The 15,055-nt window shown below is 61.6% G+C and carries 12 protein-coding genes and 1 riboswitch; of the genes, 9 read left to right on the top strand and 3 right to left on the bottom strand.

Annotation, left to right across the window (positions count from 1 at the left end; genetic code table 11):
• Positions 1-78: riboswitch (SAM riboswitch) on the bottom strand.
• Between the two features lie 349 nt (positions 79-427).
• Positions 428-1,369 (top strand): IS110 family transposase, encoded by a 942-nt coding sequence (locus tag CCGE531_RS18760; RefSeq protein ID WP_120663283.1) that lies wholly within the window; start codon positions 428-430, stop codon positions 1,367-1,369.
• A 128-nt stretch (positions 1,370-1,497) separates the two neighbouring features.
• On the opposite strand, the gene CCGE531_RS18755 is transcribed toward CCGE531_RS18760, so the two are convergent.
• Complete coding sequence (locus tag CCGE531_RS18755) at positions 1,498-2,340, bottom strand: MoxR family ATPase (protein ID WP_120666069.1); 843 nt, start codon at positions 2,338-2,340, stop codon at positions 1,498-1,500.
• Positions 2,341-2,505: 165 nt separating this feature from the next.
• On the opposite strand from CCGE531_RS18755, the gene CCGE531_RS18750 reads away from it, so the two are divergent.
• Entirely contained in the window at positions 2,506-4,356 is a 1,851-nt protein-coding gene (locus tag CCGE531_RS18750) for an ABC transporter ATP-binding protein/permease (RefSeq protein ID WP_120666067.1), read from the top strand.
• A 212-nt stretch (positions 4,357-4,568) separates the two neighbouring features.
• On the opposite strand, the gene efp is transcribed toward CCGE531_RS18750, so the two are convergent.
• Positions 4,569-5,138, bottom strand: coding sequence for an elongation factor P (gene efp / locus CCGE531_RS18745; protein ID WP_120666065.1), 570 nt, complete (start codon positions 5,136-5,138; stop codon positions 4,569-4,571).
• A gap of 151 nt (positions 5,139-5,289) precedes the next feature.
• Between efp and epmA the strand changes: the two genes are divergently transcribed.
• The 7 genes from epmA (at position 5,290) to CCGE531_RS18710 (ending at position 13,634) form a co-directional block, all read left to right on the top strand.
• On the top strand, positions 5,290-6,354 hold the full coding sequence (gene epmA, locus CCGE531_RS18740) for an EF-P lysine aminoacylase EpmA (protein WP_120666063.1): 1,065 nt from the start codon (positions 5,290-5,292) through the stop codon (positions 6,352-6,354).
• The gene (locus tag CCGE531_RS18735) at positions 6,351-7,403 is read left to right on the top strand and encodes a lysine-2,3-aminomutase-like protein (RefSeq protein WP_120666061.1); all 1,053 of its coding nucleotides are present in this window, start codon (positions 6,351-6,353) and stop codon (positions 7,401-7,403) included. The genes epmA and CCGE531_RS18735 overlap by 4 nt, the downstream gene beginning before the upstream one ends.
• A 360-nt stretch (positions 7,404-7,763) precedes the next feature.
• Positions 7,764-8,015, top strand: coding sequence for an acyl carrier protein (locus CCGE531_RS18730; RefSeq protein ID WP_112336202.1), 252 nt, complete (start codon positions 7,764-7,766; stop codon positions 8,013-8,015).
• Positions 8,015-9,208: an acyl-CoA dehydrogenase family protein gene (locus CCGE531_RS18725; protein WP_120666961.1), complete on the top strand. Its 1,194-nt coding sequence runs from the start codon at positions 8,015-8,017 to the stop codon at positions 9,206-9,208. The genes CCGE531_RS18730 and CCGE531_RS18725 overlap by 1 nt, the downstream gene beginning before the upstream one ends.
• A gap of 5 nt (positions 9,209-9,213) precedes the next feature.
• Positions 9,214-10,122: an amino acid--[acyl-carrier-protein] ligase gene (locus CCGE531_RS18720; protein WP_120666059.1), complete on the top strand. Its 909-nt coding sequence runs from the start codon at positions 9,214-9,216 to the stop codon at positions 10,120-10,122.
• Between the two features lie 7 nt (positions 10,123-10,129).
• Complete coding sequence (locus CCGE531_RS18715; RefSeq protein WP_120666057.1) at positions 10,130-11,089, top strand: DUF1839 family protein; 960 nt, start codon at positions 10,130-10,132, stop codon at positions 11,087-11,089.
• 76 nt (positions 11,090-11,165) lie between these two features.
• Positions 11,166-13,634: a glycoside hydrolase family 2 protein gene (locus CCGE531_RS18710; protein ID WP_120666055.1), complete on the top strand. Its 2,469-nt coding sequence runs from the start codon at positions 11,166-11,168 to the stop codon at positions 13,632-13,634.
• 309 nt (positions 13,635-13,943) lie between these two features.
• Here the strand turns inward: CCGE531_RS18710 and ugpC are convergent, their stop codons facing one another.
• Positions 13,944-15,023 (bottom strand): sn-glycerol-3-phosphate ABC transporter ATP-binding protein UgpC, encoded by a 1,080-nt coding sequence (gene ugpC, locus CCGE531_RS18705; RefSeq protein ID WP_120666959.1) that lies wholly within the window; start codon positions 15,021-15,023, stop codon positions 13,944-13,946.
• Between the last annotated feature and the right edge of the window lie 32 nt (positions 15,024-15,055).

Raw genomic sequence — 15,055 nt, 5'->3', positions numbered from 1 at the left:
ACCGGTCCGCACGCGGCCCTTTAGCGACTTATTTAACGTGGCTGCAAGCCGGCCGGCCAAATCACCACAAGGAGAAATGCATAAACCTGCTATTCCTGCGGGTCAATGGGCAAGCGAGGCGGTGGGCTGGTTCCGTTTTTGACGTGGGCAAATAGGCTCCGGGGCTGCCTCGCCCTTCGAGGCCTTGACGCTTGCGCTGACGCTTCAGCGCCAAGGCACCTCAGGGTGAGGCAGAGAGGGTTCGTACTAGGGTGCAGGAGATCAGACCTCACCCTTGTACGTTGGCGATAGTGTAAGATGGGTGGCGTGACGGAGGTGCGTGTCATCCTTGGGTCTTGAACCCGTACCTCAGCAAGCGCCTCTGTCGCATCCTTTCTGCTCGAACGGTTGGCTGGGCTTCGAGCCCGCGTTGCAAGGAGGAGCACCCATGAATGCCTCACAGGATGTTATGGTCGGGATAGACGTCTCCAAGGCTTATCTTGACGTCGCGCTCGACGGCGCCACATCGGTGGCGCGATGGAACAATGATGCGGCAGGTTGCGATGGGCTTGCAGCCGCGGTCGCGGGAGCTAGTCTGGTCGTCGTCGAAGCAACCGGCGGCTACGAGATGCGCATGGTGCGCACATTGATGGCGGCCGGTATTGCGGTTGCCGTCGTCAATCCCCGCCAGGTCCGCGATTTTGCCAGAGCCAGTGGCCGATTGGCCAAGACCGATCAGGTCGATGCCCGGGTCATCCTGCACTTCGCCAAGGCGATGCGGCCGGCACAGATCCCCCATATCGACGACGGCCGCATCGCCTTGGCCGCGCTGGTGGCCCGCCGTCGGCAACTCATCGACATGGCCGTTGCCGAGAAGAACCGCCTCGAACATGCATCTGCGGATATCGCCGCCCTCATTCACGAGCTGCTTGCCTCCTTCAAGGCGCAGCTTACCCGCATCGACACGGCCATCACCCTGGCCATCGAGACCGAACCCGATATGGTCGAACGGCGCGATCTTTTGCTTTCCGTGCCCGGCATCGGCGAGATCACCGCCGCCATTCTCATCGCCGAACTCCCTGAACTCGGCAGCATCGATGACAAGAAACTTGCCGCCCTGATCGGCGTTGCACCAATGGCCCACGACAGCGGCGCCATGCGCGGCCAGCGCCATATCGCAGGTGGACGGTCCGCCGTGCGCTGCGCCCTCTACATGGCGACCTTGTCAGCCCTCCGCTGTTCGCCAACCATCAAGGCCTTCTACGCAAGGCTGCGCGATGCCGGCAAACCGCCAAAGGTCGCCATCGTCGCCGCTATGCGAAAACTCGCAACCATCCTCAACACAATCGTCCGAAGACGGACACCCTGGATCAACCAACACGGTTGCTGAGGTGCGAAGGCCGAAGGCCGGAGCCTCGAAGGGCGAGGGCGGGTGGCGCAGCTCTCTTATTCTTGCAAGTGACGTCTTCTTGCAAGTGACGTCCGCAGTTCTGCGGGCGAAAGGCTCGGCAAGCCGCATTACTTCCCTTGCCCGCGCGCCAGGAAGGCCAGCCGCTCGAAGAGATGGACGTCCTGCTCGTTCTTCAGAAGCGCCCCATGCAGCTTCGGCAGTGCGTTCTTCGCATCGGCGCGCAGCGTTTCGGCATCGATGTCGTCGGCGACCAGCAGGCGGATCCAATCGAGGGCTTCGGAGGTCGAAGGTTTCTTCCTAAGGCCCGGCACGTCGCGGATTTCGAAGAATTGCGTGAGTGCCGCATGCACCAGCGCCTGCTTGATGCCGGGATAGTGCACCTCGACGATGCGGGCGAGCGTTTCCATGTCGGGGAAGCGGATATAGTGGAAGAAGCAGCGGCGCAGAAAGGCGTCCGGCAGTTCCTTCTCGTTGTTTGACGTGATGATGACGATCGGGCGGACGGCGGCCCGGATGGTCTCGCCGGTCTCGTAGACATGGAATTCCATGCGGTCGAGTTCCTGCAGCAGGTCGTTGGGGAACTCGATATCGGCCTTGTCGATCTCGTCGATCAGCAGCCCGCATTTTTTCGGCGAGGTGAAGGCCTGCCAGAGCTTGCCCCGGCGGATATAGTTGCCGACATCGTGAACTCTGATGTCGCCGAGCTGGCTGTCGCGCAGGCGTGAAACCGCATCATATTCGTAGAGGCCCTGCTGCGCTTTCGTCGTCGATTTTACATTCCATTCGAGGAGATCGAGCCCGAGGGCCGCAGCCACCTGACGGGCGAGCTCGGTCTTGCCCGTGCCCGGTTCGCCCTTTACGAGAAGCGGGCGTTCCAGCCGGATTGCGGCATTGACGGCGACCATCAGATCCTTGTCGGCGATATAGTCCGCGGTTCCCTGAAATTGCATCGGAAGGCTTTCTCAATCTTTCATGTGCAAGCTAATTGCTGGCCGAATTCGGTTCAAGGCGTGAAACCGTGTATATAGCAACGTGATCGCACTGATCTATTGCAAGGATGGACATGGGGGCGGGTCATGGTTAATTGACGGGATGTGCGTCGCAGGGAAGTGCTGATGGCAGTTGAAGCGCAAGCCAAGCCGAATATCCAGGGAAACGAGCAGGTCGGGTACGATTTGAGCCTTTTCTTCCGGCTGAGAATGATGTTCTCGGCTTTCTGGAATTCGCCCGTCCGCATCAAGATCATTTCCCTGACCGTAGCGCTTTTCCTGATCATCATGGTCACGGCCTATGTCCAGGTGCTGCTCAACAGCTGGAACGCGCCCTTTTACGATTCGCTGGCAAGGCGCGATATCACCGCCTTCTTCCATCAGCTCGGCGTCTTCGGCATCATCGCCGGCTCGCTTCTGGTCCTCAACGTCGTCCAGGCCTGGCTCAACCAGATGACCGCGCTCTACATGCGCGAAGGCCTGGCGCGGGACCTGGTCAATCAGTGGCTCCAGGCCAAGCGCGCGCTTCGTCTCGCCTCCTCCGGGCTGATCGGCGTCAATCCCGACCAGCGCCTGCATGAAGATGCCCGCAATCTCGCCGAAAGCACGACCGGGCTTGCCATCGGCCTGGTGCAGGCAACGATCCTGCTCTTGAGCTTTATCGGCGTGCTCTGGGAGCTGTCCAGCGGCATGGTATTCAAGGTCAACGGCGCGAGCTTCGCGATCCCCGGCTACATGGTCTGGGCGGCGATCCTTTATGCCGGGTCGGCGTCGTTCCTCAGCCAGTTCGTCGGCCGCCGGCTGGTGCGGCTGAATGCGGACCGCTATTCGAAGGAAGCCGAGCTGCGCTTTGCGCTCATGCATGCCAACGAGCATATGGCGGCGATCACCATTGCCGGTGGCGAGGAGAACGAACGGCGGCGGATCAATCTCGATATTTCCGCTGTCCTTGGCGTCATCCGCCAGCTTGCCATCGCCAATACCAATCTGACCTGGGTCTCGGCAGGCTATGGCTGGCTTGTGCTGATCATCCCGATCCTCGTTGCCGCACCCGCCTATTTCTCCGGTGGTCTGACCTTCGGCCAGCTCATGGTGGCCGTCGGTGCCTTCAATCAGGTCAATTCGGCATTGCGCTGGTATGTCGCCAATTTCGGCCCGATCGCCGAATGGCGCGCCACGCTGATGCGCGTCACCGATTTCCGCAAGGCCCTGACGGAAATGGACGACAAGACCCCGATGCCGCACATGCTGGTCTTCGACAAGGCAGCACCGGGTACGATGGTGTGGACCGACCTCGAGATTTCGACGAAGACCAATGACGAGGACACCGAAAACGGCTTCCAGGTCGCCGAGGGTATGGTCACGATCAATGCCGGCGAACACCTCATGATCAATGGCGATCACGGGGTGAACCGGCGGTTGCTGTTCGAGGTGCTGGCGCATCAATGGTACAGCGGCTCCGGCACGGTCAGTTTGCCGCCGATGGACGATATGCTGTTCATGCCGCACACGCCCTACGTTCCGAGCGGCACTTTGAGAGAGGCGATCTGCTTCCCCGAGGATCGCGACGCCTATGACGATGCCGCCGTCGATGCCGTCATGGAGAAGGTGGGCCTCGGCCGCCTCAAGAGTCGCCTCGATACGCAGGCCCGCTGGGATCGATTGCTGGATACCGAAGAGCAGAAGGCCATCGGCTTTGCGCATCTGCTGTTGGCAAAGCCGAAATGGGTCATCCTGGACGATGCCTTGGAAGGGCTGGAGGCCGAAGTTCAGGTGAAGGCCTGTGCCTTGCTGGCCGAATTGGCTGGTGCGACCTTGATCTATATCGGCCGCTCCGAGGCCTTCATGCAGGCCATGTCGCCACGCCTCCTGCATCTGCAGACCTTGGTTTCGCATGAGCACAGCATTGAGATCGATACGCCGCCGGAAGCCGTCAGTACGGCGCAGAAGGGTCAGAAAAGGGCCAATACGCCATAACGCGATCTCGTGATGCCTCGACGAGATCGATTTGGCTTCCGTTCTCCCGAAACGCAAAACGCCCCGTCATCCCGACGAGGCGTTTTCTCATGCAATGAAGCGGCTGGCCGCTCAGAGCGGTTCAGCTTTTCACGGAAACTCCGAACCGCTCCATCTCTTTGTTTCCTAGCAATTCCGGGCGGAAAACCGCTGCGCAGTTTTCCTGGAATTGCTCAATCCTTGGCCCGCTCGACGTAGGAATTGTCTTCCGTGGCGATGACGACGCGGGTGCCGGCGTTGATGTGCGGCGGCACCATGGTGCGCACGCCGTTCGCCAGCATGGCGGGCTTGTAGGAAGACGATGCCGTCTGGCCCTTCACGACCGGTTCCGTTTCGGTGATTTCCAGCGTGACATGACGCGGCAGTTCGAGTGCCAGCGGAATGCCTTCGTGGATCGACAGAACGCAGGTCATGCCTTCCTGGAGGTAAGCCTTCTGGTCGCCCATGGTGTCGACGTCGACGACGACCTGGTCGTAGTTGGCCGGGTTCATGAAGTGGAAGCCTTCGCCGTCTTCATAGAGGTACTGGAAGTTCACGTCTTCGACGAAGGCGCGCTCGACCTGCTCGGTGGTGCGCCAGCGTTCGGAGACCTTCACGCCGTCGACGATGCGGCGCATGTCGACCTGGGTGACCGGCGTGCCCTTGCCCGGATGAAAGTTCGCGGCGGTGAGAACGACGTAGAGCTTGCCGTCGACGTCGAGAACGTTGCCCTTGCGGACGGAAGAGGCGATGACCTTGACCATAAGACTTCCTTGTAACGCTGCGTTTTGCGTCGTAGAGGGACTGTCGAAATGCTCTCCGAGACGCAGCTTTTGTTTGCTTGGGGGCGCAACTACCCTAAATTAATGGAAATTGCCACCCCTAAGGCGGCTGGTGTCCTGAAGAAAGCTAGGAATGAAGCCGAAGACGAGCAAAGCGTCCCCCTGGTGGACCCGCAATGTCCATGCGGACCGGCGGCCGTTCCTCATCGGCCGCAATGCCATTCAGGTGGCGCTGCGGGCTTTCTTCGCGCGCAACGACTTCATCGAGGTGGATACGGCGACGCTGCAGGTGTCGCCCGGCAACGAGGCGCATCTGCATGCCTTCGAGACCGAGGCGCTAACGACCGACGGCAGGGCCTCGCCTCTTTATCTGCACACTTCGCCGGAATTCGCCTGCAAGAAGCTTTTGGCGGCGGGCGAGGAGCGCATCGCCTGTTTCGCCCATGTCTACCGCAATCGCGAGCGCGGGCCGCTGCACCATCCGGAATTCACCATGCTCGAATGGTACCGGGCAGGCGAGAGCTACGAGGCACTGATGGCCGATTGCGCCGCGCTTCTGGCGCTGGCGGCCGAGACGGTCGGTGCAAAGAAGCTAAGCTATCGCGGTGCCGAGACGGACCCGTTCCTGACGCCCGAGCGTATCAGCGTCGCTGACGCCTTCGAGCGCTATGCCGGCATCGATCTCTTTGCCTCCATCGGCCTCGACGGGTCGACGGATCGCGAGCGTCTGGCGGCGGATATGCGCCAGGCGGGCATTCGCGTTGCCGACGACGATCTGTGGCAGGATCTCTTCAGCCGGGTGCTGGTCGAGAAGATCGAACCCAATCTTGGCTTCGGCCGCGCCACGGTCCTCGACGAATATCCCGTTTCCGAGGCGGCCCTTGCCCGGCCTTCGGCTGGGGATCACCGCGTTGCCGAACGCTTCGAGCTCTATGCCTGCGGCGTCGAGCTTGCCAATGCCTTCGGCGAGCTCACCAATGCCAAGGAGCAGCGACGCCGGTTCGAGATCGAGATGGCGGAAAAGCAGCGCGTCTATGGCGAGACCTATCCGCTGGACGAGGATTTTCTGCAGGCGCTTGCCGTCATGCCCGATGCGAGCGGCATTGCGCTCGGCTTCGACCGGCTTGTCATGCTGGCGACCGGAGCCTCGCGTATCGAGCAGGTGCTGTGGGCGCCGGTTGCGGAGTTCGACCAATGAATTCCATGCGCCCGATCCGGAACATCGGCGAGCTTGAGCGTGCCGGACTGATCGATGCGGATCAGGCGATCGGGCTCGAAGCGGTGGCGGAGCGCTATGCCGTCGCCCTGACGCCATCGGTCATTCGCCTGATCGATCCGGCCGATCCAGCCGACCCCATCGCCCGGCAGTTCGTGCCCGATCCGGCCGAATTGCTCGTCACATCCGAAGAGAGGGCCGATCCGATCGGCGATCACGCGCATAGCCCGGTCGAGGGCGTCGTGCATCGCTATCCGGACCGCGTGCTCCTGAAAGCCGTGCATGTCTGCCCGGTCTATTGCCGCTTCTGCTTCCGGCGCGAAATGGTCGGCCCGCAGGGGCTCGGGACGCTGGATGGGGATGCGCTCGACGGCGCTTTTGCCTATATCCGCGACCATAGTGAGATCTGGGAGGTCATCCTGACGGGTGGCGATCCGCTGGTGCTTTCCCCTCGGCGGCTGGAAGATATTCTGAGGCAGCTTGCCGACATCGATCATGTGAAGATCGTCCGCTTCCACACCCGCATTCCCGTCGTCGATCCCTTGAAGGTCGATGCGGCGCTGATCGCGGCGCTGAAGGCGAGCGGCAAGACCACCTACGTGGCGCTGCATGCCAATCATCCGCGTGAGATGACGGATGAGGCGCGCGCTGCCTGCGCCCGGCTCGTCGATGCCGGGATCGCGCTCGTCAGCCAGTCGGTGCTCCTCAAGGGCGTCAACGACGATCCGGAAGTGCTGGCGGCGCTGATGAAGGCTTTCGTCGAAACGCGTGTGAAGCCTTATTACCTGCACCATCCCGACCTTGCGCCCGGCACCAGCCATTTCCGCCTGACCATCGCCGAGGGCCAGGCGATCGTCGCGGCACTGCGCGGCCGTATTTCCGGCCTTTGCCAACCGACCTATATTCTCGATATCCCCGGCGGCTATGGCAAGGCGGATATCGGGCAAACGTCGGTGCGGGAGCTGCGCGAAGGCTGCTATTCGATTTCGGACTATCGCGGCGGCGAGCACATCTATCCGCCGGAAGGCTAACGGTCTTTGTCCCGCAGGCTTATACTTTCACTGACGCTCTGATTGTTATGACGTTTTTTGAATAAAACGTGGCGGCGAATTTTGGTGCGTTAACCTTCTTTCGCATCTCAACATTCCAAAAATCGCCATTGCTTAATATTAGTGATTTTCGATATTTATGCTTGGGCCGCGAGTTAGATGGCTTACGCATCGTAAATTCCAATCAGGTAAGTGTCGAATATAGCAATTTTCCATGAAGTATAAGTTGGTTGTATTTACCACGTCGCTTAGCGGAATGTTCTATTTTACCTGTTACTTCTTGGCCAACGATAAGACGGCATGACTTCGGTTGTGCTTGCCATTGCCAGAAGGGACTAGACTATGAACAAGACGATTCGCGATTTGCTGGCCAAGTTCGGTACGCTTCCCGTTGCCGTCGACCAGATCGAAGACGACGCCGACCTTTATGCTGCGGGATTGTCCTCCTTCGCCTCCGTGCAGCTGATGCTTGGCATCGAGGAAGCCTTCGACATCGAATTTCCCGACAACCTGCTGAACCGCAAGTCCTTCGCCAGCATTGCCGCAATCGAAAGAACCGTCGGCATGATCCTGGACAGCAGAAAGGTCGCATGATGAGTGCGGCGGTCGCTTTGCTTGAGGTTGGGACGGGTGAGGGGGCGGCGGTGCGTGCCGCGCGCGTCGCGGCGATCGCCAGCCAACACGCCGATGCCGTCGATGCCGAGGGCCGGTTCCCGCGCGAGGCTGTCGACGCAATGCGCGCCGAGAGACTGCTCTCCATCCAGATTCCCGTCGATCTCGGCGGCGAGGGCGCGTCGATCACCGAAATCGCCGAACTCGGCTCGATTATCGGGCAGGCTTGTGCCGCCAGCGCCATGGTCTTCGCCATGCATCAGATCAAGCTTTCGAGCCTGGTCGAACACGGCGTCGACAGCGAATGGCACCGCGAGTTCATGCGCCGCATCGCCAAGGAACAATTGCTGCTGGCTTCGGCGACGACCGAGGGCGGTATCGGCGGCAACCTGCGCAACAGCATCTGCGCCATCAAGGTCGAAGGCGACACCTGCTACCTCGAAAAGGATGCGACCGTCATCTCCTATGGCGCCCATGCCGACGCCATTCTGATCACCTCGCGCAGCCATGCCGAGGCGGCGTCTTCCGATCAGGTGCTCAGCTGCTTCCTGAAAGACCAGTACGAGATCAAGCGCACGGTCGAGTGGGATACGCTCGGCATGCGTGGCACCTGCTCCGACGGCTTCCTCTTCAAGGGCGAAGCGCCTGCCGTGCAGATCCTGCCGAAGCCGTTTGCCGAGATCGCCGCGCAATCGATGCTGGCAAGCTCACACCTCCTCTGGAGCGGCGTCTGGTACGGTATCGCCGCCGACGCGGTTTCCCGCGCACAGACCTTCGTACGTGCCGCGGCCCGCAAATCCCCCGGTGCGCCGCCGCCCGGCGCGCTGCGCCTCGCCGAAGCTTCCAGCATGCTGCAGATGGTGAAGTCCAATGTGGTCGCGGGGCTGAAGGCCTATGAAGAGGCGAAGCTCGATGCCGACCGCCTGTCGTCGATGGCCTTTGCCGTGGCGATGAACAACGTCAAGATCGCATCCTCGGAGATGATCCTGCCGATCATCAACCACGCGATGCTGATCTGCGGCATCATGGGCTACAAGAACGGTACGCCCTACAGCCTCGGCCGCCACCTGCGCGACGCGCACTCGGCGCAATTGATGATCTCGAACGACCGCATCCTCGGCAATACGTCGACCATGCTGCTCGTCCACAAACAAGATACCAGCCTGTTGGGGTAATCGCCATGGATATGCAGACCTCGTTTCTCGACCGGCTTTTCGAATCCGGTCTTCTGATCGACACCGGCGTTGACGGCCTCTATGGCCGCAGCGGCCAGTTCGAAGACGTTATTTCCGCCTTCGAGCGTCTGATCGACACGTTCGGCGGCGCCGATGGCGCCGAAGCCATCCGCTTTCCGCCCGGCATGAACCGCGCCTTCTTCGAAACGAGCGGTTACATGAAGAGCTTCCCGCAGCTTGCCGGCACCGTGCACAGCTTCTGCGGCAACGAGCTCGATCATATGAGCCTGTTGAAGTGCATGGAAGTCGGCGACGACTGGACGAAGGATCAGCAGGCGACCGATATCGTGCTGACGCCGGCGGCCTGCTATCCGCTCTACCCGACGGTTGCCAAGCGCGGCGCATTGCCCGACGACGGCGCGCTCTTCGACCTGCAGTCCTATTGCTTCCGCCACGAGCCCTCCAAGGATCCGGCCCGCCAGCAGCTTTTCCGCATGCGCGAATATGTCTGCATGGGCAGCGAAAAGCATGTGACGGATTTCCGCCAGAGCTGGATGGATCGCGGTGTCGAGATGATGAAGGCCGTCGGCCTCGACGTGACCATCGACGTCGCCAACGACCCGTTCTTCGGCCGCGCCGGCAAGATGCTCGCCAACAACCAGCGCGACCAGAACCTGAAGTTCGAGTTGCTGATTCCGATCACCTCGACCGCCAATCCCACAGCCTGCATGAGCTTCAACTATCACCAGGACGCGTTCGGCACGAAGTGGGGCCTGAACTTTGCCGATGGCAGCGTGGTGCACACCGCCTGCGTCGGCTTCGGCCTGGAGCGCATTGCGCTGGCGCTTTTCCACACCCACGGTCTCGACGTCAAGGAATGGCCCGAGAGTGTGCGCAAGGCGCTGTGGGGCTGAGCCTTCCATGGCCGTCGTCTTTCAGGGGCTGGAGCCCGCCACTTACAAGCCACATGCGTTGCATGACAGCGAACGCATGTGGCCCGAGACCAACTGCTACATCGATCTCTGGATCGAAGTGCTCGCGAGCCTGAAACTGCCGCCGGAGGCCATGCTCGGCTTCACGGTGGGCCAGGATTTCGAGGGCGACCAATTCACCTTCTTCAAGGTACCGCTTGAGGATCTGGAAGCGCTTTACGGTATCCGCTGCACAGAGCTTGCGATCTATGACAAGGTGCAGAACCATGTCGCCGAGCAGATCGGCCGCGGCCGGCTCTGCCTGGTGGAGATGGATTCCTTCTTCATGCCGGACACGCAGGGCGTCGGCTATCGCCGCGAGCACGGCAAGACGACGGTGGCGATCAACCGGCTCGACATGGAGGGCCGCACGCTCGATTATTTCCACAATGGCGGGTTCTTCCACCTGTCGGGTGAGGATTTCGACGGGCTGTTCCAGCTGCATCTGACGGATGAGGACCTGCCCTTCCTGCCCTATACGGAATTTGCGAAATTCCCCGAGAAGTCACCAAGCGAAGCCGCCATCCGCGAGACGGCGCGGCAGCTCCTGTCCTTCCATTTCCGCCGTCGCCCGCGGGCCAATCCGATCCGTGCCTTCGCCGAGGTTTTCCCCGTGCAGGTGGAAGCGGTTGCCGAACGACCTTTCGGCTTCTTCCATAAATACGCCTTCAATACGCTGCGTCAGCTCGGCGCCAATTTCGAGCTGGCGGGCAGCCATTTCGATTGGCTCTCGGCTGAAATGTCCGATGCGGCCGGCGAGGCGAGGAGGATTTCCGAAACGGCGAAGTCGGTGCAGTTCCAGCTTGCCCGCGCCATCACGCGCAAGAAATTCGAGCCATTGCGCACAGCGCTTGATCCGGCCGCCGATGCATGGGATTCCATGATGGGAGAGCTCGCACGGAAGCTTTGACCGGCTTCCGTTCGATCGCGATACGGCTGGGTTATTTCTGGAAATAGTGGGGCGGGGGAAATCCCCGGAAGATGTCATGGGCGGGCGCTTGGCGGATCTCGGCGGCGGTATGCGGCTGAGCGAAGGTTGGAATCTGGTATTGACGGATGCGGGCACCTGCATCTCGCCATCCGATGTGCCGCTGACATCAGGGTTCCTGCCAGCACCCGTACCGGGCACGGTGGCGGAGGCGCTGGAAAAGGCCGGGCGTTTCGAACGGACGAAGCCCCAGCCTCTTCATGATCGCGATGCCTGGTACATTTGCCGTCTGGTGGACGCCGAGGCCGGCGATGCCGTCCTGCGGCTGGAGGGGCTGGCGACGCTTTGCGAAGTCTTCCTCAATGGCCAGCAGATCCTCGTTTCCGAAAGCATGTTCGAGGCCCATGACATCGACGTCACCTTGCTTGGCGGCGACGAGCTGGCGCTCTGCTTCCGCGCGCTGGAGCCGAAGCTTTCCGAGCCGGGACCTCGCGCCCGCTGGCGACCGCAGATGATTACGCCGCAGGGGCTGCGGATGGTGCGCACGACGCTGCTTGGTCATATGCCCGGCTGGTGCCCGGAAGCGCATGCCGTCGGTCCGTGGCGGCCGATTTCGCTGCTGCGGCCGAGCGCGCCCGTTATTCGTGATCTCTCGCTGCGGCCTGATATGCTCGAAAATGGCGAGGGCAGGCTCTATGCCTCGCTTTCGATCGAGGGTGATGTCGAAGAACTGGTGCTGCGGTGCGGGGATGCCGAACAGCCTTTCGAGAAGGGCGGCGCGGGCCGCTACACCGCCATCCTGAAAATTCCAGGCGTAGCGCCCTGGTGGCCGCATATGCATGGCGCGCCGCAGCTCCATGATGTCGCGCTCGTTATCGATGGCGTCGAGCACGCACTCGGGCAGACGGGTTTTCGACGGCTGTCGGTCGATCGCGGTGCCGGCGGTCAGGATTTCGCCCTGATCGTCAATGGCGAGCGGATTTTCTGCCGGGGCGCTGTGTGGACCACGGCCGACATCGTTCGCCTGCCCGGCGGCCGCGACGATTGCGAGCGCTGGCTGCGACTGGCGGCTGAGGCCGGCATGAACATGATCCGCATCGGCGGCACAATGGCTTACGAAACGCCCGAATTCTTCCGTCTCTGCGACGAACTCGGCCTGCTGGTCTGGCAGGATTTCATGTTTGCCAATTTCGACTATCCGAAGAACGACAAGGCGTTCAATGCCCATGTCGAGGCGGAGGTTTCGCAGTTTCTGAACCGCACGCGCCTGTCACCGTCGCTGGCTGTCCTTTGCGGCGGCAGCGAGATCCATCAGCAAGCGGCGATGATGGGCCTGCCCGAACAGTTCTGGAAAAGTCCTGTTGTCGAGGAGATCATCCCGCCGCTGGTGCAATCGCTTCGGCCCGATGTGCCCTATGTGGTCGATTCGCCGTCGGGCGGCGCCATGCCGTTTTCGCCGAATGCCGGCGTCACGCATTATTACGGCGTCGGCGCCTATATGCGGCCGCTCACCGATGCGCGCCGCGCCGACGTTCGCTTTGCCGCCGAAAGCCTGGCGTTCGCGCATGTGCCGCAAGCCCGCACGCTCGGCCAGCATCTGCCGGTCCCTCCAGTTCATAGCCCGCTATGGAAAGAGCGCGTGCCGCGCGATCGCGGCGCATCCTGGGATTTCGAGGATGTGCGCGATCATTACCTCCAGGAGCTTTACGGCTTCGAGCCCAACCGGTTGCGGCGTGAAGATCCCGATCTCTATCTCAGCCTCTCACGCGCCGTGACCGGCGAAATTGCCGAGGAGACCTATGCCGAATGGCGGCGTCATGGTTCCGGCTGCAACGGGGCACTCGTCTGGACGCTGCAGGACCTGCTTCCCGGCGCCGGCTGGGGCGTTATCGATTCGACCGGGGAGCCGAAGCCGGTCTGGTACGCGCTGCGCCGCGCCTTCCGGCCGGTGCAGGTGCTGCTCATGGACGAGGGCACGAACGGTCTCGATGTGCATGTCATCAATGAGAGCGATGCGGCGCTTGATCTGACGGTCGAAGTGTCCTGCCTGCGCGATGGCCGCCAGATTGTCGTTGGCGGGGGTCGCGATCTCGTGCTTGAAGCCCGCGGCAAGCAAAAGATAGCCTGCACTGATCTTTTCGGCGCCTTCTTCGATGCGACCTATGCCTTCCGCTTCGGCCCGCCGTCGCATGATGTCACTGTGGCGCGGCTGACGGCATCGGCGACCGGCGCTGTCATCGCTCAGGCCTTCTATTTTCCGCTTGGGCGAGCCAGGGCGTTTCACGATGCGGAGATCACGGTATCGGCAGTGCAGGAGGGCGAGGATTGGTTCCTTGACCTGAGCACCGACCGGCTGGCGCAATCGGTGCAGATCGATCTGGAAGCCTATCGGGCTGAAGACGACTGGTTCCATCTGGCGCCGGGCAGCAGGCGGCTTCGGCTGCATCGGCGGGAGGGCATTCCGGCCGATGTCATTCCATCCGGCCAGATTCGCACCATCGGCAGCCGCCGGGTTGTCGAGGTTTGACCAAGTCGCCGCAAATGCGGGGACTTATCTCGCCCCTGGCGGGCGAGAAAGCAATTTCACTGGTTTAGGAATTGCGACACCGAAGGTTCAGCATGTTCAAAAGCCTAGCGCAATTTCTAAGCCATTGAAATTGCAAGAGCGGGGGGTCGATTTCTCGCGCCGATATGCTGGAAGCTCATTGCATCCCTGCCTACCCCCGCTCTTGTAAAAACTAAGAATTAGACGAGGGATGAACCCTCGCCTAATCCTAAGTTTTTACTTTCTCGCCCGCCAGGGGCGAGATAACTCCGTGCCCGCAGCTAGCCCCAACTACAAAGTCACGCCATCCGGACCGAACAGGTGGCAGCGCTCGGGATCGATATGGATGCTGACCGTTTCTCCAGCGCGAATGCTCTGCTGATCCTCCAGCGCGACCGTCAGCGCCTGACCGCCATGCAGGGTGACGTAGAGGATCGTCTGGCCGCCCAGGTGCTCGACGAGATCGACGCGGGCGTTGCCGAGTGCCAGGCCGCGATCACCGACGTTCAGATGTTCCGGGCGGGCGCCGAGGGTCACGGGCTGTCCGGGCTGGAGGCCGCCGAGCCGGCGCGGCAGGCGTACCGTCTGGCCGGCGAGATCGATAACCGCTGATCCGTCGTCGGAGGCGACGATCTTCGCATCGAGGAAGTTCATTTTCGGCGAGCCGATGAAGCCGGCGACGAACTTGTTCTTCGGCTTGTTGTAGAGCTCCAGCGGCGCGCCCACCTGCTCGATCTTGCCGCCGTTGAGCACGACGATCTTGTCGGCCATGGTCATGGCCTCGGTCTGGTCGTGGGTGACGTAGATCATCGTGTTGCCGAGCCGCTGGTGCAGGCGGGCGATCTCGACGCGCATCTGCACGCGCAGCTCGGCATCGAGGTTCGAAAGCGGCTCATCGAAGAGGAAGATGTTGGGCTCGCGCACGATGGCGCGGCCGATGGCGACGCGCTGGCGCTGGCCGCCGGACAGCTGCTTCGGCTTGCGTTGGAGAAGCTGCGCAATCTGCAGGACCTCGGCGGCCTTTTCGACGCGCGGCTGGATCTCATGCTTCTTCATGCCGGCCGTTTCCAGGCCGAAGGCGAGGTTCTTGTAAACGCTCATATGCGGATAGAGTGCGTAGGACTGGAACACCATGGCGATGCCGCGCTTGGAGGCGGGGACATCGTTCATGCGGCTGCCGTCGAGATAGAGCCCGCCGCCGGAAATCGGTTCCAGCCCGGCGATCATGCGCAGCAGCGTGGACTTGCCGCAACCGGAAGGGCCGACGAAGACGGTGAATTCCCCCGGCTCGATTTCGAGATCGATGCCGTGAACCACCTGAAGCTCGCCATAGCGCTTGATGACCTTCTGCAGCGAGACGCTTGTCGCCATGGGTGCTTCCTCCTTATTGGTCCTGATGGCTC

It is taken from the genome of Rhizobium sp. CCGE531, from assembly GCF_003627795.1.
Taxonomy (GTDB): Bacteria; Pseudomonadota; Alphaproteobacteria; order Rhizobiales; family Rhizobiaceae; genus Rhizobium.
Note: the sequence above shows the minus strand (reverse complement) of the source record. Positions and strands in the feature narration are given on the sequence as shown.